The sequence below is a fragment of the Streptomyces canarius genome (assembly GCF_014650735.1).
Taxonomy (GTDB): Bacteria; Actinomycetota; Actinomycetes; order Streptomycetales; family Streptomycetaceae; genus Streptomyces; species Streptomyces olivaceoviridis.
The window spans coordinates 20,259-43,352 of the sequence record NZ_BMVN01000052.1; the positions used below are offsets into that span (position 1 = coordinate 20,259).

General features: G+C 73.2%; 23 protein-coding genes. 10 read left to right on the forward strand and 13 right to left on the reverse strand.

The features are described from left to right. Positions 1-225 precede the first annotated feature (225 nt). Entirely contained in the window at positions 226-1,251 is a 1,026-nt protein-coding gene (locus IE294_RS39605) for an ATP-binding cassette domain-containing protein (RefSeq protein WP_189894235.1), read from the forward strand. Then, positions 1,248-2,069 carry an ABC transporter permease gene (locus IE294_RS39610; protein ID WP_189894236.1) on the forward strand — a complete coding sequence of 274 codons (822 nt, stop codon included), beginning with the start codon at positions 1,248-1,250 and terminating at the stop codon, positions 2,067-2,069. Before IE294_RS39605 ends, IE294_RS39610 begins: the two co-directional genes overlap by 4 nt. A 13-nt stretch (positions 2,070-2,082) precedes the next feature. On the opposite strand, the gene IE294_RS39615 is transcribed toward IE294_RS39610, so the two are convergent. Both IE294_RS39615 and IE294_RS39620 read right to left on the reverse strand, forming a co-directional pair. Continuing rightward, complete coding sequence (locus IE294_RS39615; protein ID WP_189894237.1) at positions 2,083-5,340, reverse strand: AfsR/SARP family transcriptional regulator; 3,258 nt, start codon at positions 5,338-5,340, stop codon at positions 2,083-2,085. Between the two features lie 14 nt (positions 5,341-5,354). Further along, entirely contained in the window at positions 5,355-5,834 is a 480-nt protein-coding gene (locus tag IE294_RS39620; protein ID WP_229917800.1) for a DUF6578 domain-containing protein, read from the reverse strand. Between the two features lie 112 nt (positions 5,835-5,946). Here IE294_RS39620 and IE294_RS39625 point away from each other — a divergent pair, with 112 nt between their 5' ends. Continuing rightward, a complete protein-coding gene (locus IE294_RS39625) occupies positions 5,947-6,750 on the forward strand; it encodes a site-2 protease family protein (protein ID WP_189894239.1) in 804 nt (267 codons plus the stop codon). Here the strand turns inward: IE294_RS39625 and IE294_RS39630 are convergent. The 3 genes from IE294_RS39630 to IE294_RS39640 all read right to left on the reverse strand — a co-directional run bounded on the left by IE294_RS39630 (position 6,740) and on the right by IE294_RS39640 (position 8,849). Continuing rightward, entirely contained in the window at positions 6,740-6,952 is a 213-nt protein-coding gene (locus IE294_RS39630) for a hypothetical protein (RefSeq protein ID WP_189894240.1), read from the reverse strand. The two genes, IE294_RS39625 and IE294_RS39630, sit on opposite strands and share 11 nt — an antisense overlap. Before the next feature lie 72 nt (positions 6,953-7,024). Continuing rightward, positions 7,025-7,738 carry an NADPH-dependent F420 reductase gene (npdG, locus tag IE294_RS39635; RefSeq protein ID WP_189894241.1) on the reverse strand — a complete coding sequence of 238 codons (714 nt, stop codon included), beginning with the start codon at positions 7,736-7,738 and terminating at the stop codon, positions 7,025-7,027. A 37-nt stretch (positions 7,739-7,775) separates the two neighbouring features. Continuing rightward, a complete protein-coding gene (locus IE294_RS39640) occupies positions 7,776-8,849 on the reverse strand; it encodes a sialidase family protein (protein ID WP_189894242.1) in 1,074 nt (357 codons plus the stop codon). Positions 8,850-8,964: 115 nt separating this feature from the next. Between IE294_RS39640 and IE294_RS39645 the strand changes: the two genes are divergently transcribed. After that, positions 8,965-9,561, forward strand: a complete 597-nt coding sequence (locus tag IE294_RS39645) for a hypothetical protein (protein ID WP_189894243.1) — start codon at positions 8,965-8,967, stop codon at positions 9,559-9,561. A 168-nt stretch (positions 9,562-9,729) separates the two neighbouring features. Beyond that, complete coding sequence (locus tag IE294_RS39650) at positions 9,730-10,998, forward strand: MFS transporter (protein WP_189894244.1); 1,269 nt, start codon at positions 9,730-9,732, stop codon at positions 10,996-10,998. Here the strand turns inward: IE294_RS39650 and IE294_RS39655 are convergent, their stop codons facing one another. After that, entirely contained in the window at positions 10,999-11,232 is a 234-nt protein-coding gene (locus IE294_RS39655; RefSeq protein ID WP_189813067.1) for a hypothetical protein, read from the reverse strand. It abuts the gene before it with no gap. Between the two features lie 58 nt (positions 11,233-11,290). On the opposite strand from IE294_RS39655, the gene map reads away from it, so the two are divergent. Then, entirely contained in the window at positions 11,291-12,148 is an 858-nt protein-coding gene (gene map, locus IE294_RS39660) for a type I methionyl aminopeptidase (RefSeq protein WP_189894245.1), read from the forward strand. A gap of 50 nt (positions 12,149-12,198) precedes the next feature. On the opposite strand, the gene IE294_RS39665 is transcribed toward map, so the two are convergent. Together IE294_RS39665 and IE294_RS39670 are read right to left on the reverse strand one after the other, a co-directional pair. Next, a complete protein-coding gene (locus tag IE294_RS39665) occupies positions 12,199-12,396 on the reverse strand; it encodes a hypothetical protein (protein WP_189894246.1) in 198 nt (65 codons plus the stop codon). Between the two features lie 126 nt (positions 12,397-12,522). Then, entirely contained in the window at positions 12,523-13,167 is a 645-nt protein-coding gene (locus IE294_RS39670; RefSeq protein ID WP_189894247.1) for a PhzF family phenazine biosynthesis protein, read from the reverse strand. 534 nt (positions 13,168-13,701) lie between these two features. Here IE294_RS39670 and efeO point away from each other — a divergent pair. From efeO to IE294_RS39690, 4 genes are read left to right on the forward strand one after another with little or no spacing between them, the layout of a single operon-like run. Continuing rightward, positions 13,702-14,838, forward strand: a complete 1,137-nt coding sequence (efeO, locus tag IE294_RS39675) for an iron uptake system protein EfeO (protein WP_189894248.1) — start codon at positions 13,702-13,704, stop codon at positions 14,836-14,838. 17 nt (positions 14,839-14,855) lie between these two features. After that, positions 14,856-16,112 (forward strand): iron uptake transporter deferrochelatase/peroxidase subunit, encoded by a 1,257-nt coding sequence (gene efeB, locus IE294_RS39680; protein ID WP_189894249.1) that lies wholly within the window; start codon positions 14,856-14,858, stop codon positions 16,110-16,112. A 3-nt stretch (positions 16,113-16,115) separates the two neighbouring features. Next, positions 16,116-16,988 (forward strand): iron uptake transporter permease EfeU, encoded by an 873-nt coding sequence (gene efeU / locus IE294_RS39685; RefSeq protein ID WP_189894250.1) that lies wholly within the window; start codon positions 16,116-16,118, stop codon positions 16,986-16,988. After that, positions 16,948-17,940: an SCO2278 family lipoprotein gene (locus IE294_RS39690; RefSeq protein ID WP_189894251.1), complete on the forward strand. Its 993-nt coding sequence runs from the start codon at positions 16,948-16,950 to the stop codon at positions 17,938-17,940. Before efeU ends, IE294_RS39690 begins: the two co-directional genes overlap by 41 nt. 30 nt (positions 17,941-17,970) lie before the next feature. Here IE294_RS39690 and IE294_RS39695 read toward each other — a convergent pair whose 3' ends face one another. From IE294_RS39695 to IE294_RS39715, 5 genes are all read right to left on the reverse strand, one after another. Continuing rightward, entirely contained in the window at positions 17,971-18,711 is a 741-nt protein-coding gene (locus IE294_RS39695) for a bifunctional DNA primase/polymerase (protein ID WP_189894252.1), read from the reverse strand. Positions 18,712-18,833: 122 nt separating this feature from the next. Next, entirely contained in the window at positions 18,834-19,448 is a 615-nt protein-coding gene (locus IE294_RS39700) for a TetR/AcrR family transcriptional regulator (RefSeq protein WP_189894253.1), read from the reverse strand. A gap of 43 nt (positions 19,449-19,491) precedes the next feature. Next, positions 19,492-20,469 (reverse strand): small ribosomal subunit Rsm22 family protein, encoded by a 978-nt coding sequence (locus tag IE294_RS39705; protein WP_189894254.1) that lies wholly within the window; start codon positions 20,467-20,469, stop codon positions 19,492-19,494. Between the two features lie 105 nt (positions 20,470-20,574). Further along, positions 20,575-21,756: a serine hydrolase domain-containing protein gene (locus IE294_RS39710; protein WP_189894255.1), complete on the reverse strand. Its 1,182-nt coding sequence runs from the start codon at positions 21,754-21,756 to the stop codon at positions 20,575-20,577. Continuing rightward, positions 21,696-23,021 (reverse strand): multidrug effflux MFS transporter, encoded by a 1,326-nt coding sequence (locus tag IE294_RS39715; protein WP_189894256.1) that lies wholly within the window; start codon positions 23,019-23,021, stop codon positions 21,696-21,698. Before IE294_RS39715 ends, IE294_RS39710 begins: the two co-directional genes overlap by 61 nt. Positions 23,022-23,094: the final 73 nt, after the last annotated feature.

Here is a 23,094-nt window from a genome sequence, read left to right on the forward strand (position 1 = left end):
CACTGCGGCACCACCGGGCAGCCCGCCGATCGTCCCCCGTCGGCGGGCTGCCGCCTTTTGCGCCTAAGCCGGCGCCGCTCTCGCGGACGTGGTTGCTCGCCGTCGTGGTTGCTCAATTGATGGTTGCGGTGCTCGTCGAAGACGCGTCGGTGGTGTCGGCGGTGCGTCGGCGGGTGTCGGTCGGCTGTCGGTGGTTTGTCGGTGGGGCCTGGCACTGTCGTCGGCATGACACGCATCGACGACAACCCCGTCGGCGGACGCTCCGCCGTGACCGTACGGGGACTGGTCAAGCACTACGGCGAGACCAAGGCACTGGACGGTGTCGACCTGGACGTGCGCGAGGGCACCGTGATGGGTGTGCTCGGGCCGAACGGCGCCGGCAAGACCACCCTCGTACGCATCCTGTCCACCCTCATCGCCCCCGACGCCGGGCAGGCCACGGTGGCCGGCTACGACGTCGTACGGCAGCCCCGCCAGCTCCGCCGGGTCATCGGCCTCACCGGCCAGTACGCCTCGGTGGACGAGAAGCTGCCGGGCTGGGAGAACCTGTACCTGATCGGCCGGCTGCTGGACCTGTCCCGCAAGGACGCCCGCGCCCGCGCCGACGAACTGCTGGAGCGGTTCTCGCTGACGGAGGCGGCCAGGCGGCCCGCGGGCACGTACTCCGGCGGTATGCGGCGGCGACTGGACCTGGCCGCGTCCATGATCGGCCGGCCCGCCGTGCTGTACCTGGACGAGCCGACCACCGGCCTCGACCCCCGCACCCGCAACGAGGTGTGGGACGAGGTGAAGGCGATGGTCGGCGACGGCGTCACCGTGCTGCTCACCACCCAGTACATGGAGGAGGCCGAGCAGCTCGCCTCCGAGCTGACCGTGGTGGACCGGGGCAAGGTCATCGCGAAGGGCGGGATCGAGGAGCTGAAGGCCCGCGTCGGCGGGCGCACCCTGCGGGTGCGGCCGGTGGACCCGCTGGAGCTGCGCCCGCTCGCCACGATGCTGGACGAGCTGGGCATCACCGGACTCGCCGCGACCACCGTGGACGCCGAGTCCGGGACCCTGCTGGTGCCGATCCTCAGCGACGAGCAGCTGACGGCCGTGGTCGGCGCGGTCACCGCGCGCGGCATCACGGTCTCCTCCATCACCACCGAACTGCCCAGCCTGGACGAGGTGTTCCTGTCGCTCACCGGCCACCGCGCCAGTGCCCCGCAGGACGCCATGCCCGCCGACGACCGTCAGGAGGTCGCCGTATGACCGCCGCCACCTTGTCCCCGACCGCCCCGAAGACCGACACGCCGATCCCGCTGCGGGCGCATCTGCGCCACACCGGCGCGCTGATCCGCCGCAACCTGCTGTGGATCCGCCAGGACCCGGAGTCGATGTTCGACGCGATCCTGTTCCCGGTGGTCTTCACGCTGCTGTTCGTGTACGTCTTCGGCGGCTCCATCGGGAAGTCCCTGGGCGGCGGGCAGGACCAGTACGTCCAGTACGTCATCCCCGGCCTCATGGCCATGATGGGCATGAACATGGCCCAGGGCGTGGGCACCGGCTTCAACCAGGACTTCAACTCCGGTGTCATGGACCGCTTCCGGTCCCTGCCGATCGGGCGCGGCTCCGTGCTCTTCGCGAAGATCGCGGTGGAGCTGATGCGGATGCTGTTCGCGACCGCGGTGCTGATGGTGGTGGCCCTCCTCGTGGGCTACGACATCAACAGCTGGACCGGCCTGCTGGCCTCCGTGGGGCTGTCGGTGGTGTTCGGCTCGGCGCTGATGTGGGTGTTCCTGACCCTCGGCGTGGTGATGAAGAACGCGCAGTCGGTGCAGGCGATGGGCTTCCTGGTGCTGATGCCGTTGCAGTTCGGTTCGTCGATCTTCGCGCCGACCGCCTCCATGCCGGGCTGGCTCCAGGCGTTCACCGACTACAACCCGCTGTCGTCGCTGGCCGACACCGCGCGCGGCCTGATGGAGGGCGGCCCGGTCGCGCACGACCTGTGGGTGACGCTGATCTGGTCGGTCGGCCTGACCGCGGTCATGGCCCCGGTCGCCATCCACAAGTTCCGCACGAAGAGCTGACGTATCCCGGCACTCAGATCAGGGCGGTGGCCTCCGCGAGGGAGAGGCCACCGCCCTCGGCGTACGCGGCCTCGTACGAGAGCGGGTCGAGCGCCTCCCGGATCCGCGACTCGGTCAGGGCGTGGCACCGCCGCTCCACGTCGGAGGGGATGTGGCCGGGCGGCAGCAGCGCGTCGGCGGCGCCCAGGCAGCGGGCGGCGTCGACGGCACGGCTGCCGCCGTCGGCGCGGGCCAGGGCCATCGCCGCGATGGTGAGGCAGATGGAGTTCAGGTGCGGGTTGAGGGCCTCGGACAGCGGGTCGGCGCCGAGACGGACGGCCCTGCGGACCCGGGTGAGGGCTTCCTCCGTGCGCTCCTCCACGGCGTCCACCCAGGCCTCCTGGGAGGTGATCATCGCGTCGAAGACGACGAAGCGCGCGATGGTGACCTCCTCGCGCGTCAGCCGGAGCTGTTCGCGGGCCTCCGCGGTGCGGCCGGTCAGGCTGAGCCAGCCGGCGAGGAAGAGCCGCGCGAAGGGCACGGCCTCGTTGTGGGCGCCCTGCCGGTCCGCGGTGACGTCGCGGAGCATCCGCTCGCCGCGTTCGCTCTCGCCGGCCTGCACGAGCACGCTGCCGAGCCGGGCGCGGAGTACGGCGACCTGGGCGTGGGCGCCGAGGCGTTCGGCGTGCTCGATGGCGGCCTGGTAGTCGGCGGCGGCCTCGCGGTGGGCGCCCTTGCGTTCGTTGGCCTCGCCGCGGGCGGACAGGGCCTCGGTGATGCCCCAGGCGTCGCCGAGCCGGTGGTAGATCTCCAGGGACTCGTCGGCGTCGCGGGTGGCGTCGCCGGCCCAGGAGGCGCGGTTGGCCAGGAGATTGGCGCGCAGGTGGAGGGCGCCGGCCAGCTCCCACTCGTAGCCCGGGGTCTCCCGGCAGGTCCGCACGTTGGCGTCCACGATGGCGCGCACCAGGTCGGCGCCGCCGGTCAGCAGCCCGGCGAAGAACCACAGTATGCCCGGGGGCCGGCAGGTCTGCGGCAGGCCGGGCTCGTAGACCTGGGCGACGACGCGGAGCTTCGCCTGCGCCTCGGGGGTCTGCCAGCGGTCGATCTCGGTGTCCATACAGGCCAGATGGGCCAGATGGACCCCGCGCCGGGCCTCGGCGAGGAGTTCGCCGGTGTACGGCGGCGGGGCGTCGGTACAGCGCTGCCACACCGGTTCGGCACGGCGGACCGGTTCGGTGAACGGGTCGGGGCCGAGCGCCATGACCTCCCGGCACCAGGTGCGGATCTCGATGCGCTGGTCGCGCATCTGCCAGAACCAGAACAGGGACAGGACCAGGCACAGGCCCTCCTGTTCGTCGCGTTCGGCGACGGCGTGCCGGAACGCGGTGCGCAGGTTCTCGTACTCCAGCTGGAACCGGTCGATGGCGGCGCGCTGCTCGGAGCCGCGCAGCAACGGATCGGTGGTGCGGGCGAGTTCCCGGTAGTAGGTCAGGTGGGCGCGCTCGGCCTCCGCGCGGTGGCCGGTCTCCGCGAGGCGTTCGGCGGCGTACTCGGCGACGGTCTCCAGCAGCCGGTAGCGCATGCCGCCGTCGGCCGCGGGGGCGGCCACCACCAGGGACTTGTCGACGAGGGAGCCGAGCGCGTCCAGGGCGGCCGGCCCGCACACCGCCTCGGCGGCGGCCAGGTCGCAGCCGCCCGCGAACACCGACAGCCGGGCGAGGACGTCCCGTTCACCGGCGTCCAGCAGGTCCCAGGACCAGTCGACGACGGCTCTGAGGGTCTGCTGGCGGGGCAGCACGGTGCGGCTGCCGGAGGTGAGCAGCCGGAAGCGGTCGTCCAGCCGGTCCGCTATCTGGCGGGGTGTCAGCATGCGCAGCCGGGCTGCCGCCAGCTCGATCGCGAGGGGCAGTCCGTCCAGGCGGCGGCAGATCTCGGCGCACGCCTCCGGGTCGTCCTCGACCCGGAAGCCGGGGCGGGCCGCCGCGCCCCGGTCGGCGAGCAGCCGCAGCGCGACCGGCTCGGGCAGCGGCTCCACGGGCCGCACCACCTCCCCCGGCACACCGAGGGGTTCGCGGCTGGTGGCGAGGACGGTCAGCTCCGGGCAGCGGGCCAGCAGGTGCTCGGTGAGCCGGGCGGCGGCGTCCACGACGTGCTCGCAGTTGTCGAGGATGATCAGCATGCGGCGCCGGGCGCAGTGCTCCACGAGCCGTTCGACGGGTTCGTCGTGCCGGTCGGAGACCGCGCGCATGCCGTCCACGCCGGCGCCGTGCAGCACGGTCTCGCGGGCGCCGATCGCGGTGAGCACGGCCTGCGGTACGGCGTCCGGGGCGTCCACGGGGGCCAGCTCGACGAGCCACACCCCGTCCCGGACGGTGTGCCGTACCGCCTCGGCGGCCTCCTGGGACAGCCGGGTCTTGCCGGCGCCGCCGGGCCCGAGGAGGGTGACCAGGCGGGCCGTGGACAGGTCGGCGCCGATGGCCCGGATGTCGGTCTCCCGGCCGACGAAGGAGGTGAGCCGGGCGGGCAGGTTCCCCGGGCGGGCGGCGGCGGGCCGCTCGGCCGGTTCCTCGCGCAGCAGCTCGGCGTGCAGGGCGCGCAGTTCGGGGCCGGGGTCGGAGCCGAGCCGGTCCGCGAGGAGGCGTCGTACGTCCTCGTAGGCGGCGAGTGCCTGGGCGGGGCGGCCGGTGTCGCGCAGCGCGCGCAGCCGCAGCGCCTGGAGGGGTTCGTCCAGCGGGTGGCCGTCGCACAGGGCGGTCAGCTCGGGCAGCGCCCGCTCGGCCTCGCCGAGGGCGAGGGCGGCGGTGTGCCGGGCGCGCAGGGCGTCGAGCCGGCGGGTCTCCCAGCGGACCGCCTCGGCGGTGCGGTCGGGCAGGTCGGCGAGGGCGGGGCCGCGCCACAGGGCGAGGGCGTCGTCGAGGACGGCGGCGGCCTTGGCCGGGTCGCCGTCGGCGAGGGCGGTGAGGCCGTCGCCGGTCAGCCGGTCGAAGCGGCCGAGGTCGACGTCGTCGGGGGCGGCGGTGAGCCGGTAGCCGCCGTCGGCGGAGACGACGGCGTCGGCACCGAGGGCCCGGCGGAGCCGGCCGACGAGCGCCTGGAGGGCGCCGGTGGCGTCGGCGGGCGGGTCGGCGCCCCACACCTCCTCCACCAGCACGCCGGCGGGCACGGTCCGCCCGGCCCGGAGCGCGAGCACGCTCAGCAGGGCACGCAACCGCGCCCCGCCGACCGGAACGGCCGTACCGTCGGGGCGGATCGCCTGGGTGGTGCCGAGCAGTCGATAGCGCACGGGGTCCATTGTCTCCGGAGTGGTCAGCGGAGGTCACCGGGGTGCGGCGGCGTGCCGTCCGGGCCGGTTTCGAAGGTCACCAGAACTCCGACGGCCCGGCGGACACGGTACGGACCCCGCCGTGGCGGCTGTTCCCCCCGCTCGAACGCGCCGAACCACTCGGGGCAGGCGTCGACGGGCTCCAGGGTGGGGGCCGAGGGCACCGGCTCCAGCTCGCGCCCGGCCGCGACGAAGACGACCGCGCCGGGTGCCGCGGCGGGCGGTGCGACGGTGCGCGGGTCGTGACGGGCCAGGAACTCCTGGTGCACCAGGTCGATGCCCCGCACCCGGCCGACGGTCGTCCGGTCGGGTCCGCCGTGGTTCTCCACCCGGGCGGCGGCGCCGTGGCAGTCGTCCTCCTCGGCCGCCGGTACCAGCCGCCAGGCGACCTCGTCCCCGACGGCGAACGGTGTGCCGCAGCACTCCGTCTGCCAATCCGCGTAATACACCCTGATCCGTGGCATTCCTTCACCTTCCCGGAACCGGACGGCCACCGCGAGACGTTTTCCCCATGTGTCCGCGGCCGGTACGGTCGCAGTTCCCGACCGTCCCCGGCCGCAGCACAGGAGCTTGCCCATGACCACCGCCACCACCCGTCACGGCGACCGGCAGATCAGTCCCGTGTTCGTCGGCATCCTGGCCGTGACGGCGGTGACCGGCTGGGCCACCTGGAGCGGGTTCGCCGCGCAGCCGGGCATCGCGGTGTTCCTGTTCGTGACGGCGGCCTGGATCGTCTCCCTGTGCCTGCACGAGTACGCGCACGCCCGCACCGCCCTGCACAGCGGGGACATCACGGTCGGCGCGAAGGGCTACCTCACGCTGAACCCGCTGAAGTACACGCACGCGCTGCTGAGCATCGTGCTCCCGGTGCTGTTCGTCATCATGGGCGGGATCGGTCTGCCCGGCGGCGCGGTGTTCATCGAGCGGGGCCGCATCCGGGGCCGCTGGCGGCACAGCCTGATCTCGGCGGCGGGCCCGCTGACGAACGTGCTGTTCGCGGTGGTGTGCACGGCCCCGTTCTGGCTGCACGCGCTGGACGGCGTGCCCGCGGACTTCCGGTTCGCGCTGGCGTTCCTGGCGCTGCTCCAGGTGACGGCGGCGCTGCTGAACTTCCTGCCGGTGCCGGGCCTGGACGGCTACGGGGTGATCGAGCCGTGGCTGTCGTACAACGTGAAGCGGCAGGTGGAGCCGTTCGCGCCGTTCGGGCTGCTGTTCGTGTTCGCGCTGCTGTGGCTGCCGTCGGTCAACAGCGCGTTCTTCGACGTGATCGACTCCATCATGCGGGCGCTGAACGTCGACGACTTCTCCCGCTACTGCGGCCAGGACCTGTACCGGTTCTGGCAGGGCAACAACGAGTACTGCGCCGCGGTCAGCTCGTGACGGACCCGTCGCGGGCCGTCTTCCCACGCTTCGCGTAGTACCAGGTCATGTTGGACGACAGGCCCGCCAGCAGCACCCAGACGATGCCCAGCCAGCTGCCCTGGACGAAGGAGACGACCGCGGCGGCCACGGCGAGGACGCAGACGATCAGGGTGTAGAGGGCGAGTCGCCGGGTCGGGCCGGGCGGGGGCAGGGGGGGCATGGGGGTCGGCTCCGGATCCTGTCAGGGGGACACTGCTTGAGGTCTCCAGTGTCCCCCATGGCCGGACCCGGCTCACACGTCGGTGACGCGGAGCCCGGCGTGCGCCTTGTACCGGCGGTTGACGGAGATCAGGTTCGCGACCAGCGACTCGACCTGGTGGGCGTTGCGCAGCCGGCCCGCGAAGACACCGCGCATGCCGGGGATGCGCCCGGCCAGCGCCTGCACGATCTCCACGTCGGCGCGCTCCTCGCCGAGCACCATGACGTCGGTGTCGATCTGCTCGATCTCCGGGTCCTGGAGCAGGACGGCCGACAGGTGGTGGAAGGCGGCGGCGACCCGGGAGTCCGGCAGCAGGGCGGCGGCCTGCTCGGCGGCGCTGCCCTCCTCCGGCTTGAGGGCGTAGGCGCCCTTCTTGTCGAAGCCGAGCGGGTTGACGCAGTCCACGACGAGCTTTCCGGCCAGCTCCTCGCGCAGCGACTTCAGGGTGTCGCCGTGGCCCTCCCACGGTACGGCGACGATCACGATGTCGCTGCGGCGCGCGGTCTCGGCGTTGTCGGCGCCCTCGACGCCGTGGCCGAGTTCCCCGGCGGCGGCCTGGGCCCGCTCGGCGGCGCGGGAGCCGATGATCACCTTCTGGCCGGCCCGCGCGAGCCGGTAGGCGAGGCCCTTGCCCTGCGGTCCGGTGCCGCCGAGCACGCCGACGACGTACCCGGAGACGTCGGGCAGGTCCCAGGGGTCCTTGGCGGGGGCCTTGGCAGGGGTCTGTGCGCTGTCGGTAGAGGTCATGGGCCGACTCTACGTCCGCCGCCCGGTCCGTACCGGCTCAGGTCAGCCGGTGTACGGGCACCCGGCGGAAGGTGATCGTCCCGTAGGCGCCGAAGTCGCCCGTCTCGTACAGGAGCCCGACGGTGTGCGGGTCGACGCGGACCAGGTCGGAGTAGGCGGCGGGCAGTCCGTCGACGGTGAACGCCGGGCGCCAGGTGGTGCCGCCGTCGTCGGAGGCGCGGATCGTCATCAGGGCGCGGGCGGCGGGGTCGGCCGGGGCGGAGAAGAGGAGCAGGTCGGGGTCGCGGAGCTGGAGCACGGAGGCCTGGCAGACCGGCGCGGTCAGCCCGGCCTGCGGGCGGAAGGGCTTGACGAGGGTCTTGCCTCCGTCCTTGGAGTGGGCGTCGGCGCGGTTGCCGGGTGACGGGGAGTCGTTGCGGGTGTTGAGGTAGACGCGGCCGTCGGGGAGTTCGGCGGCGGTGGTCTCGTTGACGTTGACGTAGCCGTCGGTGTTCTCGTCCAGGTAGCCCAGGTACCAGTTCTCGCCGCGGTCGTCGCTGAGCAGGCAGTGCCCGCTGTTGTACCTGGCCTCGGCGCCGGTGTCGGTGCCGGTGGGCGGCAGGGTGTGGTTGGCCGGTACGAGGACGCGGCCGGACGTCAGCTGGAGGGCGTGGCCCGGGGTGGTGGCGTACCAGCGCCAGCCGGGCTTCTTCACCTGTCGGGTGATCTCCCTGGGCCTGGACCAGGTCAGCCCGTCGTCGTCGCTGTGCTGGACCCACACGCGCCGCCCGTCGGCCTCCTCGACCTGGCCGCGCAGGATGGCGGCCTCGGTGGCGGTGGCGGCGGCGCGCATGTGCACGAGCAGGACGCGGCCGGTGTCCAGGACGACGGGGGCGGGGTTGCCGGCGAGGTTCGCGCCGTTGTCCGCGGCGACCTGGAGCGGGCCCCAGGTACGGCCGCCGTCCGTGGACCGCTTGAGCACGATGTCGATGTGCCCGTGGTCGGCGGCGGAGTCGACGCGGCCCTCGCAGAAGGCGAGCAGGGTGCCGGACCTGGAGGCGACGACGGCCGGTATGCGGAAGCTCGCGTAGCCCTCGTGGCCCGCGCGGAAGGGGACGGTCACGTCGGTCATCGGGCGGCTCCTCGGGCCTGCGGGGCGGGCGGGGTGGCAGCCACCATCCCCGGGTCGGGCGAATTCGCGGTGAACTCCGCGTCACGAGTGCCGTGTTGCGGCAGGATGCGGTCGCATGGACGCCGTACGGGTCGCGTTGCTGCGGGAAGTGCTCGCCGGGACCGAGTGGCTGGGGGCCACCCGGAGGTTCGCGGGGGTGCTGCGCGGGTCGGTGGTGTCGCACGGCGGCGGGCTGCTGCTGGTGGGCACGCCGGAGTACGAGCCGTGGCACCTGGCCGCGCACCTGGTGGACGAGGCCGCGTGGTCGGGCACGCCCGAGCTGGCGCCGACGCTGGTACGGCAGCACGCGCGCCCCTCCGATCCCGCGCATCTGGCGGTGGGGCCGGGGCGGATCGCGGCGGCGCGGCGCGGGGAGACGCTGCTGGTGGTGGCGCCCGAGGAGCCGGCGCCGCTGCTGGAGCGGGTGCACGACGCCCGGCGGGCCGGGGTGACGGTACTGGCGCTCGGTGCGGGCGGGGGCGAGCTGGCCGCGATGGCGCATGACACGCTGGCGGTGCCTGAGGGGGCGGAGCTGGACCTGGACAGCGTGCAGCACCTGGTCAGCGCGGCGGCGGGCGAGAACGCGGGCTCTCCGAGGGCGCGACGGGGGTTCCGGGACCGCCTGTCACGGCTGGCAGAAGCGCTGACGGCTCCGCCGCCTGCCCCTTGGTGACCCGCCCCCACCCGCCCGACCCGCGCCGGTCGGGTCCGGGACCGTATCGGTTCGGGAGCGGTGGTAGGGGCGGGCCCGTGGGGGCACCTCTCGGCCTGCCGAGTCGGGTGGGTGGGAAAGGGCTGAAAAACGGTTGCCCGGGGGTGCCGGGGCGTCGAGCATGCCTCAGTGAGCCGAGCCCTCCTCCCCGACCTCGCCCCCTGGAAAGCCTCCGCCGACTTCCGGCGCCTGTGGAAGTCCGGTCTGATCAGCAACTTCGGCAGCTTCCTGACCTTCGTCGCGCTGCCGGTCCAGCTCAAGGACCTGACGGGGTCCGCGGCAGCGGTCGGCGCGATCGGCGCCGTGGAGCTGCTGCCGCTCATCGTGTGCGGCCTCTACGGCGGCGCCCTCGCCGACGCCCTGGACAAGCGGAAGCTCATCGTGTGGACCGAGGCCGGCCAGGGCCTGCTCAGCGCCGCCCTGCTGCTGAACGCCCTGCTGCCCCGCCCCGCCCTCTGGCCGCTGTACGTCGTCGCCGCCCTCTCCTCCGCCCTGGTCTCCGTGCAGCGCCCGGCCCTGGACTCCCTGTGGCCCCGGATCGTCGCCCACGACGACATGCCGGCGGCGGCCTCGCTGAACTCGCTGCGCTGGACCGTCGGCGGAGTCGCGGGCCCGGCGGTCGCGGGCGTGGTCGTCGCCTACGCGGGCCTCGGCTGGGCCTACGCGGCCGATCTGCTGACGTTCGCCGTCTCGTTGGCGTACATCGCGCGGATCGCCCCCTCCCCCGCCGCCGAGGAGGCCGCGAAGCCGGACCTGAAGGCCATCGCGGAGGGCGCCCGGTACGCGTGGAGCCGCAAGGAACTCCTCGGCACCTACGCCGTCGACCTCGCGGCGATGTTCCTGGCCATGCCGCTGGCCGTGCTGCCGTTCCTCGCCGACGACCTGCACGCGCCGTGGGCGCTCGGGCTGATGTACGCGACGATCCCGGCGGGGGCGCTGCTGGTGAGCCTGACCAGCGGCTGGACCTCGCGGGTGCACCGGCACGGGCTGCTGGTGGTGCTGTCGGCCGCCGGGTGGGGCCTGGCGGTGGCGGCGGCCGGGGTCTGCGGGAACGTCTGGCTGGTGCTGCTGTTCCTCGCCGTCGGCGGCGGCTTCGACATGGTCAGCGGGATCTTCCGGGCGGCCATGTGGAACCAGACGATCCCGGACGAGCTGCGCGGCAGGCTCGCCGGGATCGAACTGCTGTCGTACTCGGTCGGTCCGCAGCTCGGCCAAGTCCGCGCGGGCGGCATGGCCGCGTGGGCGGGCGTGCGGGCCTCGGTCTGGTCCGGTGGCCTGGCGTGCGCGGGCGCGGTGGGGCTGCTGGCGCTGTGCCTGCCGGGGCTCATGACGTACGACGCCCGCACGAACGAGCACGCGGTACGGATGCGCGAGCGGCGCGCGGCCGTGTCGGCGTGATCAGTCCTCGTCGGTGCCGCCCCCGGCGGGTGCGTCGTGCCAGCGCGGGTCGTTCTCCCACTGGAGGTTGCGCTCGGCGGCGGTCTCCATCGCGTGCCGGGCCTCCTCGGGGGAGGCGTACGGCCCGAAGCGGTCCTTGCCCGGGCAGTCCGGGCCCTCCTCGACCTTCTTGTGTTCCAGGCAGTAGTACCACTCGCCCGGCTTGCCGACGGTGCGCTTCTTGAACAGGGCCATGAACAGCTCCTCTCGCCACCGACATGTTCCCCCATGTCCGCTGGTTAGACTCGCTTGCATGTCTGGCCAGTCGCTGCTCGTACCAGGGGAACTGTCCCCCACCCGTCCGGTTCCCGGAAACATCCGCCGCCCCGAGTACGTCGGCAAGCCCGCGCCGGCGCCGTACACCGGACCGGAGGTGCAGACCCCCGAGACCATCGAGGCGATGCGGACCGCCGGCCGTATCGCCGCGCAGGCGATGGCCGAGGCCGCGAAGCACATCGCGCCGGGGGTCACCACGGACCGGCTGGACAAGGTCGCGCACGAGTACATGTGCGACCACGGCGCCTACCCGTCCACGCTCGGCTACCGGGGTTTCCCCAAGTCGCTGTGCACCTCGGTCAACGAGGTCATCTGCCACGGCATCCCCGATTCGACGGTCCTCAGGGACGGCGACATCGTCAACCTGGACGTGACGGCGTACATCGGCGGGGTGCACGGCGACAACAACGCCACCTACCTGGTCGGTGACGTGGACGAGGAGTCGCGGCTGCTGGTGGAGCGCACCCGCGAGGCGCTGAACCGTGCGATCAAGGCCGTCAGGCCCGGCCGGCAGATCAATGTCATCGGCCGGGTCATCGAGTCGTACGCCAAGCGGTTCGGCTACGGCGTGGTGCGGGACTTCACCGGGCACGGCATCAACACGTCGTTCCACTCCGGGCTGATCATCCCGCACTACGACAGCCCGCACGCGACGACCGTGATGCAGCCGGGGATGACGTTCACGATCGAGCCGATGCTCACGCTGGGCACGCACGAGTACGACATGTGGGACGACGGCTGGACGGTCGTGACGAAGGACCGCAAGCGGACCGCGCAGTTCGAGCACACGCTGGTGGTGACGGAGACCGGCGCGGACATCCTGACCCTCCCCTGAGCGCGGTACGACCGGGTCCCCGCCGCGCGCGGGAGGGGACCCGGGCCGGATCAGCGCAGGTAGTCGCTACAGTGGGCGCCCGACCACGTCAGGTGGTTCTCCAGCGAGGTGAGGGTGCCGGCGTACGGGCTGCACACGGCCTCGTCGTCGGTCTTGGTGTCGTGGTGGGCGGCACTGGCCGTCGTGGCGCCGGACGCGGCGAGGGCGGCGGCGAGGGCCGTCGCGGCCAGGACTGAGCTGATGCGCATGGTGCTCCTCTCAGGGAGGCGAAGTGGTCACGCCCAGAGGTCCCCGTTCGCCCCTGTCGGCCTTCGCGCGCACCCACGGATCCACCCGAACGGGGGCTCGCACGATCCCCCGGACGCGCGTACGCGTCAGCGCTCCAGGTGGACGCGTCCACCGACCTCGATCCACCCGTGCGGCTGGGGGGCGGTCAGCAGCTGCGAGCCCTTGCCCTGGGTGATGTTCAGCGCCCGGCCCAGCAGGTCGGTGAGGAGCAGCGCCGCCGCCCCCGTCGCCTCGTCCTCCTCGATGCCGTCGTCGCGGCCGGGGAAGGCGCGGGCCCGGACCCGCCCGGCCGCCTCGTCCTCCCACGCCCAGGCGTAGATCCACTCCCCCGGCGGCGGCACGTCGAGGGCGTCCACCTCGGCGGCGCTCGCGTACCGGCGCAGGGTGCGTGGGGGCGCCCACTCCGCGCGGGCCTCGATCCAGGTGAACTCGCCGTCCAGGCGGGTCCCGACGACCCCGGCGGGGGTGACCAGTTCGGGCACGTCGAGCAGCCAGGCCGTGCCCACGCAGGGGTGGCCGGCGAAGGGCAGGCGCAGGGTGGGGGTGTAGATGTCGATCACTCCGCGCTCGGGGTCGTCCACGAACACGGTCTCGCTGAAGCCGAGTTTGGCCGCCAGCGCCTGCCGGTCGCTCCGCTCGGGCAGCACCGAGCCGTCGCGGACGACGCCCAGTTCGTTGCCGTAGCCGCCGTTCGGCCCGCAGAAGACGCGGAGTACGTCGTAGTCAGTCACCGGGGAATTGAAACATCGCGGGGGCGGCGACCGCCTCCCGGGCAAAGACACCACCGGGCAGGGGCCAGGACCGGGTGCGGGCCTCCTCGTACGGGTCCCGGGGCCGTCGAGCAGCGGCCGGCCGTCGGGGGCGGTGACCCACCAGAGCAACACTGGCGCCAGGGTGCCGTCGCGGGCGTGTTCGTGGTAGGCGCGCGCCCGGGGCGCGTCCTCGGCGGAGAGCGGACGCAGGGGCACGACTCCGTGCCGGCCGTATCCGGACCAGTCGAGGTGACAGTGGGCCAGGTGCGGACGATGCCGGCGGCGTGCCGGACGTACGGGGGGGGGGAACACCGTGCGCATCCGCAGGTGCCAACGGGAGTCGTGCAACGGGCCCTGGCGGGCCTCCTCCAGCCATCGGGCGTAGGTGTGCACTCCCGCTGCCCCCACCCTGCCACCGCGTGAGAGCTGAATCACGGGAGGGAGGGGTATGGGTGAGGATAGGCTCATGTAAGTTAGGGCAGCCTCACTAGACCAGATCCGCTTGGAGCCTGCATGCGCGCCGTCCGACTGACCGTCACTGCCGCCGCCACCGCGGCGGCTCTGACCGCCCTCTCGGCCTGCACCGCGAAAAGCGATGCCAAGGACGGTGACGCCATACAGGTCACGGCCGCCGACTCCAAGTGCGAGACCTCCAGCACGTCGGTGCCGGCCGGCCAGGTCACGCTGAAGATCGAGAACACGGGCTCGAAGGCGACCGAGGTCGAGATCCTGTTCCCGGACGACCGGATCGTCTCCGAGAAGGAGAACATCGGTCCGGGCACCAAGTACACGCTCACCGCCGAGGTGAAGGCCGGCTCGTACGAGATCGCCTGCCGGCCCGGCATGAAGGGCCACGGCGTCCGGCAGAAGCTGACCGTGACCGGCGGCGGCAGCACCGCCAAGCGGAACCCGAAGCTGGACCAGGCGGTCGCCGAGTACCGCCAGTACGCCCAGGACCAGGCCGACGAGACGCTGCCGAAGGCAGAGACCTTCGTGAAGGCGGTCAAGGACGGCGACCTGGAGGCCGCGAAGAAGTCCTACGGCCTCTCCCGGCTCGGCTGGGAGCGCACCGAGCCGGTCGCCGAGTCCTTCGGCGACATCGACCCGAAGGTCGACGTCCGCGAGGACGGCCTGGAGGCCGGCCAGAAGTGGACCGGCTGGCACCGGCTGGAGAAGGCCCTCTGGCACGACAAGAAGATCGGCGCCGAGGAGAAGGCCCTCGCCGACCAGCTGCTGACGGACCTCAAGGACTGGCAGGGCCGGGTCGGCAAGGCCGAGATCACCCCGACCTCCATGGCCAACGGCGCCAAGGAGCTGCTGGACGAGGTCGCCACCGGCAAGGTCACCGGCGAGGAGGACCGCTACGCCCACACCGACCTGGTCGACTTCAAGGGCAACGTCGAGGGCGCCCAGAAGGCGTACGAGCTGCTGAAGCCGGTCGCCGCGAAGAACGACCCGGCGCTCGCCAGGGAACTCGACAAGCAGTTCGCGGCGCTGGACGCGCTGCTCGACAAGTACCGGTCGGACAAGACGTCGTACGACTTCGTCTCCTACGACAAGGTCACCAAGGACCAGCGCAAGGAGCTGTCGGACGCGGTGAACGCGCTCGCCGAGCCGCTGTCCAAGCTCGCCGCCGCGGTCGTGAAGTGAGCGAGGGGGCAGAGGCGATGACCGAGACCGAGGAGACCCGGGCCAATCCGTCGCGCCGCGCGCTGATCGGCTGGGGCGGCGCCGGGCTCGCGCTCGGGGCCGCCGCGGCCGGCGGCGCGGTGGCCATGGCCAGGACGGGCGACGACATGGACCCGGCCGCCGCCGAGACCGGCGGCGCCGTGGAGTTCCACGGCGCCCACCAGGCCGGCATCGCCACCCCGGTGCAGGACCGGCTGCACTTCGCCGCGTTCGACGTGAAGACCGACGACCGCGAGGCGTTCGTCCAGATGCTCAGGGACTGGACGGCGGCGGCCCGCCGGATGACCGCGGGGAAGACCGTCGGCGAGGGCGCCTACGGCGGGCTCGCCGAGGCCCCGCCGGACGACACCGGTGAGGCGCTCGGGCTCAGGCCGTCCCGGCTGACGCTCACCATCGGGTTCGGTCCCTCGCTCTTCGACAAGTTCGGTCTGACGGACCGGCGGCCCGAGGCCCTGGTCGACCTACCCAAGTTCCCCGGCGACAACCTGGACAGGTCCCGCACCGGCGGCGACCTGTGCGTGCAGGCCTGCTCCGACGACCCGCAGGTCGCCGTGCACGCCATCCGCAACCTCGCCCGGATCGGCTTCGGCAAGGTCGCCATCCGCTGGTCCCAGCTCGGCTTCGGCAAGACCTCCTCGACCACCCCGGACGCGCAGACCCCGCGCAACCTGATGGGCTTCAAGGACGGCACCCGCAACATCGCGGGCACCGAGACCGACCGGCTCAAGAAGTTCGTGTGGGTCGGCGAGGAGGACGGGCCGGACTGGATGACCGGCGGCTCGTACCTGGTCGCCCGGCGCATCCGCATGAACATCGAGACCTGGGACCGCGCCTCGCTCCAGGAGCAGGAGGACGTGTTCGGCCGGGACAAGCGCGAGGGCGCCCCGGTCGGCAAGGCCAAGGAGCACGACGAGCCGTTCCTGAAGGCGATGAAGCCCGACGCGCACGTACGGCTCGCGCACCCCGACTCCAACAACGGGATCACCATCCTGCGCCGGGGCTACTCCTTCACCGACGGCACCGACGGCCTCGGACGCCTGGACGCGGGCCTGTTCTTCCTCGCCTACCAGCGGGACGTGCGCAAGGGGTTCATCCCGCTCCAGCGCAGCCTCGCCGCGCACGACGCGCTCAACGAGTACATCCAGCACGTGGGTTCGGCGGTCTTCGCGGTCCCGCCCGGTGTCCGGGACTCCGGTGACTGGTGGGGCCGCACGCTGTTCTCGAAGGGGGCATAGCCCGTGTTCTCCAACTACCTGATCGGCCTGCGCGAGGGACTGGAGGCGTCGCTCGTCGTCTGCATCCTGATCGCCTACCTGGTCAAGACCGGCCGCAAGGACGCCCTGAAGCCGATCTGGATCGGCATCGGCATCGCGATCGCCCTCGCCATGGGCTTCGGCTGCGCCCTGGAGTTCGGCTCCCAGGAGCTGACGTTCCAGGCGCAGGAGGCGCTCGGCGGCTCCCTGTCGGTCGTCGCCGTGGGCCTGGTGACCTGGATGGTGTTCTGGATGCGGCGCACCGCCCGGCACCTGAAGTCGGAACTGCACGGCAAGCTGGACGCCGCCCTCGCCCTGGGCACGGGCGCGCTGGTCGCCACCGCGTTCCTCGCGGTCGGCCGGGAGGGCCTGGAGACCGCGCTGTTCGTGTGGGCGTCGGTGCACGCGGCGAGCGACGGCACCCCGCGCCCGCTGATCGGTGTCGCCCTCGGCCTCGCCACGGCCGTCCTCCTCGGCTGGCTGTTCTACCGGGGCGCCCTGAAGATCAACCTGGCCAAGTTCTTCACCTGGACCGGCGGGATGCTGGTCGTGGTGGCGGCGGGCGTGCTGGCGTACGGCTTCCACGACCTCCAGGAGGCCGACTGGATCCCGGGCCTGAACGACCTGGCCTTCGACATCTCCGGCGTCATCCCGCCGGACAGCTGGTACGGCACCCTGCTGAAGGGCGTGTTCAACTTCCAGCCGGACCCGACGGTCCTTCAGATCACGGTGTGGGCGCTGTACCTGGTCCCGGTGCTCGCGCTGTTCCTCTCCCCGGTAGGGTTCGCCTCCGGGAAGGGGAAGGTGAAGGAGCCCGATGACCAGGGAACGCAGCCGTCAGCGGCTTCGCAGGCGTGACCGGAACGCACTCATAGCGGCCTCGCTGACCGCTTTGTCGCTGACCGCGAGCGGATGCGTGGTGGTGCACGGGGAGCGGGTGGTGCTTCCCGCGGCCACCCGCGCCGAGGCCGCGAAGGCGGTCACCGCGTTCACGGACGCGTACAACAAGGCCGACAAGGCCTACGACAGCTCCCTGGACGCGCCCTACGTCACCGGCGCCCTCTCCGACATCGACTCCGCCCGGCTGCGGGCCGGGCACGTCAACAGCCCGTCGGGGAACGCGAACCACACCCCGCTCACGCTGACGGACGTGAAGATCACGATCCCGGAGAAGGCCGGCTGGCCCCGCTGGTTCGTCGCCGACGCCCGGGGCAACAAGGGCGGGAACTACCGCTGGGTGCTGGTCTTCACCCGGGGCGACCTCGGCGAGCGCTGGCAGGTGAGCTATCTGACGCTCATGGCCCCCGGCACCGTCCCCGCGTTCAGGACGGACCAGGACGGCTGGGCCGAGGCCGTACCGGCCGGTGCCGGCGGGCTGGCCGTCCGCCCGGACGCGTTGAGCAAGACGTACGCGGACTACCTGGAGAAGGGCGGGAAGACCTTCGCGGACGGGCGCGACACCAGCGGGCTGCGCGCGGACCGCGCGAAGGAGGCCAAGAAGCCCGGCCTGGTCCGGCAGTTCATCGACGAACCGCTCACCCACGGCGACTACGCGCCGCTCGCGCTGCGCACGGCGGACGGCGGGGCGCTGGTGTTCTTCACCACGCACCACTACGAGAAGCAGACCGCCTACACGGGCGCCACCGTGCCGGTCCCGAACAAGGACGTGCAGGCCCTGATCAAGGGCGACGTGAAGCAGTCCCTGACGCTGGAGTCGATCGCCAACCAGGCCGTGCTCGACCCGGCCGGCAGCGGCCCGGTGCGGGTGCTGGGGCGGGTGCAGGGGCTGACGTCCGCGCAGGGCGAGTAGGGCGAGCAGGACCGGGGGCCCGCCGGGCCGTCAGTGGTGCAGGGGCCAGGCCGTGCCGTGGTGGCCGTGTTCGGGGCCCGCGTGCCGGGCACAGGCGTCGGTGAGCGCCTCCAGCAGGCTCAGCGGGTCCGGCAGCGGATGCTCCGGGCCGCGCACCCAGCGCACCCGCTGGCCGGCGTCGCCGGGCAGCCGGGCGGGCGGTACCAGGACGTAGGAGCCCCGGCAGTGCCAGCGCAGCCCGGGGTGCTCGTCCATCGTCTCGGGGTGGCAGTCCAGCTCGCAGGGCCACCACTCGTCCTCGTCCTCGGGGGTGCCGCGGGTGAGGGTGAAGAACAGCATGCGGCCGTCGTCGCTCTCGGCGACCGGGCCGACCTCGACGCCGGAGCCGAGCAGCCGGTCCAGCGCCTCCCGGCCGGCCTCCAGGGGCACGTCCAGCACGTCGTGCACCATGCCGGTGGCGGTGATGAAGTTCGCCGTCGGCTGGTGCCGGGCCCAGCGCTCGATCTGGGCGCGGTCCGTGGTGGACTGCGTCTGCCAGGCGAACGACACCGGGTGCCGGGCGGGGGTGGGACAGCCCACGCGGTCGCAGGAGCAGCGGTAGCCGTCGGCGGGGTGCGCGGCCGGGGCGAGGGGCAGGCCCGCGGCGGCGGCGGCGAGCAGCAGGGTCTCACGGCCGCTGTCGTCGTCGGCGGCCTCCTTCGGGCGGCGTCCGAGCAGCCACTGGGAGAGTTTGCCCTGCCGGCCACCCCGGCCGCCGAACGTCGCGCTCATCTATCCCCTCGGTCTGGTGGTCGCCTCGCTGGTGTGCGGACAGCATGCCTCATCGTCCCATCTTCGCGTGCTTCGGGGGGTCGCCGCGGGAGAGTGGCCGACAGTCACCGGTGGGCGGGGGTTCAGCGCGGGGCGATTCCGTGCAGGGCGTACTCGACGAGGGTGTCCGTGTACGCGTACGAGACCGGCCCGCTGCGTTGCAGCCAGCGCTGGGCGAGCGGGGAGACGAACAGCTCCAGCGCGATCCGGGGGTCGACGTCGGCCCGTACGGCCCCCGCGTCCTGGGCCGAGCGCAACCGGGCGACGTACAGCTGGAGCTGCGGTTCCAGCAGCTTGGCGACGACCTCGCGGCCGAGCTGCTCGTTGACCACCCCCTCCGCGGCCAGCGCCCGCGCCGGCACCTCGAAGCGCGGGTCGAACAGCTCGTCCACCGTGGCCCGCAGCACCGCCTTGAGGTCGGCGGCCAGGTCACCGGTGTCCGGGACGGCGTCCGCCTCCTGCCCCACCGCCTGCGCCGACTGCCCGGCGAGGTCGAGGAAGGCCTCCAGCAGGACGTCCGCCTTGGACGACCACCAGCGGTAGATGGTCTGCTTGCCGACCCCGGCCCGGGCGGCGATGGCCTCGACGGTGGTCTTCGGGTACCCGACCTCCCCGACCAGGGCGAGGGCGGCGGCGTAGATGGCCCGGCGGGACCTCTCGCTGCGGCGGGTGGCGTCGGGTGCGGGCTTGCTGACCATGGGGTCGAACGTAACAAGCGGCGGGGGCGGGCTACGACACGCGTCAGGACGCGGGGTCGTACGGCGGCCAGGCGTCGCCCCAGTCCGCGTCCCGGGCCGCCTTGTACAGGTCGCCGTGGCGCTTGGTGACCGTCGTCCGGCGCAGCCGCTCCTCGGTCTCGCACAGGTCGAGCAGCACCTGGCCCTTGCGGATCTGCGGGCGCCGGACCACCCGGGCGGGGGCGGGCTCGGCGGGCAGCCGGGTGGCGGCGACGTAGGAGAACTTCTCGTCCTCGTACGCCAGTGAGCCGCCCTTGACCTGGCGGTGCAGGGAGGAGCGGCCGACGCGGGCGGAGAAGTGACACCAGTCCGTGCCGGGCGCGATGGGGCAGGCGGCGCTGTGCGGGCAGGGGGCGGCGATGCGGAAGCCGGCCCGGATCAGCCGGTCACGGGCCTCGATGACGCGCGCGTAGCCGGCCGGGGTGCCGGCCTCGACGATCACGACGGTCCGCGCGGCGCCGGCGGCGGCGTCGACGAGGGCGGCGCGGTCGGTCTCGGCGAGTTCGTTGAGGACGTACGACACCGTGACCAGGTCGGTGGCGTCCAGGGTGAGGTCCCCGCCGATCCGGGCGCGCTGCCAGCGGGCGTCCTTCAGGGCCGGGTTGGCGGCGGCGATCTGCCGGCCGAGGGCGAGGGCGGGTTCGGCCCAGTCCAGCACGGTGACGCTGCGCTCGCCGGGCCAGGTGGCGGTGACGGCCCAGGTGGCGGCACCGGTGCCGCCGCCGACGTCGACATGGCTGCCGGGGGTCCAGTCGGGGACGGTCGCCGCGAACGCCTCCAGCGCCGAGTGGACGGCCTCGAAGGTGGCGGGCATGCGGTAGGCGGCGTACGCGGCCACGTCGGCGCGGTCGCGGAGGATCGGCGCGTGGGTCGGGGTGTCACCGCGGTAGTTGGCGATGAGCCGGTCCACGGCGGCGGTGACCTCCGTGGGGGGCAGGCCGTCGAGCAGCTCGGCCAGGGCTGTGCGGAGGGGGTCGTTCACCTGGCGATTCTATGGCGCCCGGCGCCGGTGCGAACCCGCCGGAGGCCCCGCCCTCGGGCTCGGGCGGTGGGCAGGCACCGCCAGGCAGCCCGCCTCCCTCGGTTTTCAGACGACCGCCCTCGCCAGGTGGGTCGCCAGCCTCGCTCGGGGGGCGCTGTCCGGGGCGCGGCGTTTCGGGTGGACCGTGTTGGCCAGGAGTACGAGGAACGTGTCCGTCGCCCGGTCCAGGATCAGGGCCGTGCCGGTGAAGCCCGTGTGGCCCGCCGCGCCGCGGCCCGCCAGTTCGCCCATGAACCACGGCTGGTCCAGGTGGAAGCCCAGTCCGGGCGGGGTGAACAGCAGCTCCACGAAGTCCGGGCCGAGGATGCGCGCGGGACCGTAGGAGCCGCCCGCGAGCAGGGCCCGGCAGAAGACGGCCAGGTCGGGGGCGGTGGAGAAGAGGCCCGCGTGACCGGCGACCCCGCCGAGCGCCCAGGCGTTCTCGTCGTGGACCACGCCCCGCAGCATCCCCCGGTCGGCCTTGGCCCACGGCCGCCGCTGGTCCTCGGTGGCCGCGGCGCCGGGGCAGGGCCCGAACGCGGTGGCGGTCATGCCGAGCGGCCGGGTGACGCAGTCCCGCACGAGGACGTCGAGGCTCCGCCCGGTGACGCGTTCCAGGACGAACTGGAGCAGGAGCATGTTCAGGTCCGAGTACGCGTACCGGCCCACCTCGCCGGACGGGGCCTCGGCACGCAGCAGGTCGAGACGGGTGGCGTCGTCGGGGCAGTCGTACAGGGGCAGTTCGGGGCGCAGACCGGAGGTGTGGGTGAGCAGTTGCCGCACTGTGGTGCCGTGCGCGGCGGCGGCGTGGAAGTCGGGCAGGTAGTCGCCGACGCGGGCGTCCATGCCGAGGGTGCCGCGCTCGATCTGCTGCACGGCGGCGACGGACGTGAACAGCTTGGTCAGGGACGCCAGGTCGAAGGGGGTGCCGACGGTGGCCGGAACCCGGGCGGCCGGCGGCAGTTCCACGCCGGCGCCGCTCTCGGGGTCGTGGGCGGCGTAGCGCACGGCCCAGCCCGTGGCCTCGGCCACGGCGATCACGGGTCCGCGGCCGGCCAGGACGACGGCGCCGGACGCCCAGGGGCGCTCGCCGGCGGTGAGGGCGTGCACCTCGTCGACCAGGTGCCCGAGTTCGACGGGGTCGAGCCCGGCCCGTTCCGCTGTGCCGGCGCGCAGTCTCGGTGCGCTCAGCTCTCGTCTCCCTCCGACCCCGCACGGGTGGTCCCCCGTGTCGCCCAGGGACGGCACATTCCCACGAAGCAGGCCACCGCGACCAGTGCTCCGGCCAGCTGGACGACGGCCATCGGGACGGCGGTGTGCTCCCCGGCGACGCCGACGAGGGGGGAGGCGATGGCGCCGACGAGGAAGGAGGAGGTGCCGAGCAGCGCGGAGGCGGAGCCGGCCGCGTGCTTGGTGCGCAGCAGGGCGAGGGTCTGGGCGTTGGGCAGGGTGACACCCATCGCGGACATCAGGACGAAGAGGGCGGCGGCGACGGGGACGAGTCCGGTGTCGCCGAAGACGCCCGTGGCCATCAGCAGCAGGGCGGTCGCGGCGAGCACGATCACCGCCAGGCCGCCGGCGAGCACCTTGTCCAGGCTGACCCGGCCGACCAGCACCTTGCCGTTGAACTGGCCGGCGGCCACCAGACCGACGGAGTTGAGGCCGAACAGCAGGCTGAAGGTCTGCGGGGAGGCGCCGTAGATCTCCTGGACGACGAAGGGGGACGCGCTCACATAGGCGAACAGCGCGGCGAAGGCGAAACCGCCGGCGAGCATGTAGCCGGTGAAGGGCAGGTCGGCGAGGAGGCCGCGCATCGCCCGCAGGGCCTCGCCGGTTCCGCCGCTGTGCCGTTCGCCCGGCGGCAGGGTCTCCGGCAGCCGCACCCACACGAGGGCGGTGAGCGCGGCGCCGACCACCGTGAGCACCACGAAGACGCCCCGCCAGTCCGTCACCCGGAGGATCTGCCCGCCGACGAGCGGCGCGACGATGGGGGCGGCCCCGGAGATCAGCATGAGGGTGGAGAAGAAGCGGGCCATGGCGACGCCGTCGTACAGGTCGCGTACGACGGCCCGGGCGATGACCACTCCGGCCGCGCCGGCGAGGCCCTGGAGCAGCCGGAAGGCGATCAGCGTCCCGACGGTGGGCGCGAGGGCGCACAGGGCGGTGGCGAGCAGGTAGACGACGAGTCCGGCGAGCAGCGGGCGGCGCCGGCCCCAGCGGTCGCTGAGGGGGCCGACGACCAGTTGGCCGAGGGCGAGTCCGGCCATGCAGGCGGTGAGGGTGAGCTGGACAGTGACGGCGGGGGCGTCGAGCGAGCGGGTGACCTCCGGCAGTGACGGCAGGTACATGTCCATCGCGAGCGGGGTGGTCGCGGTGAGGCCGCCGAGGAGGAAGGTGACGAGGGGGCCGGTGCGGTGCGGTGCGCGGGCCGGTGACGGTGCGGAGGCAGAGGCGGAGGTGGGGGTGGACCGCTGGTCCTGTCGCGGTGTCGGTGCCGCCGCGTGGTCCGGCATGTGCCCCTCCGTGTTCCCTGACATCGTTCTCTGACATCGGTGTCGCTGACATGACCGGCACCTATGCTCTCAG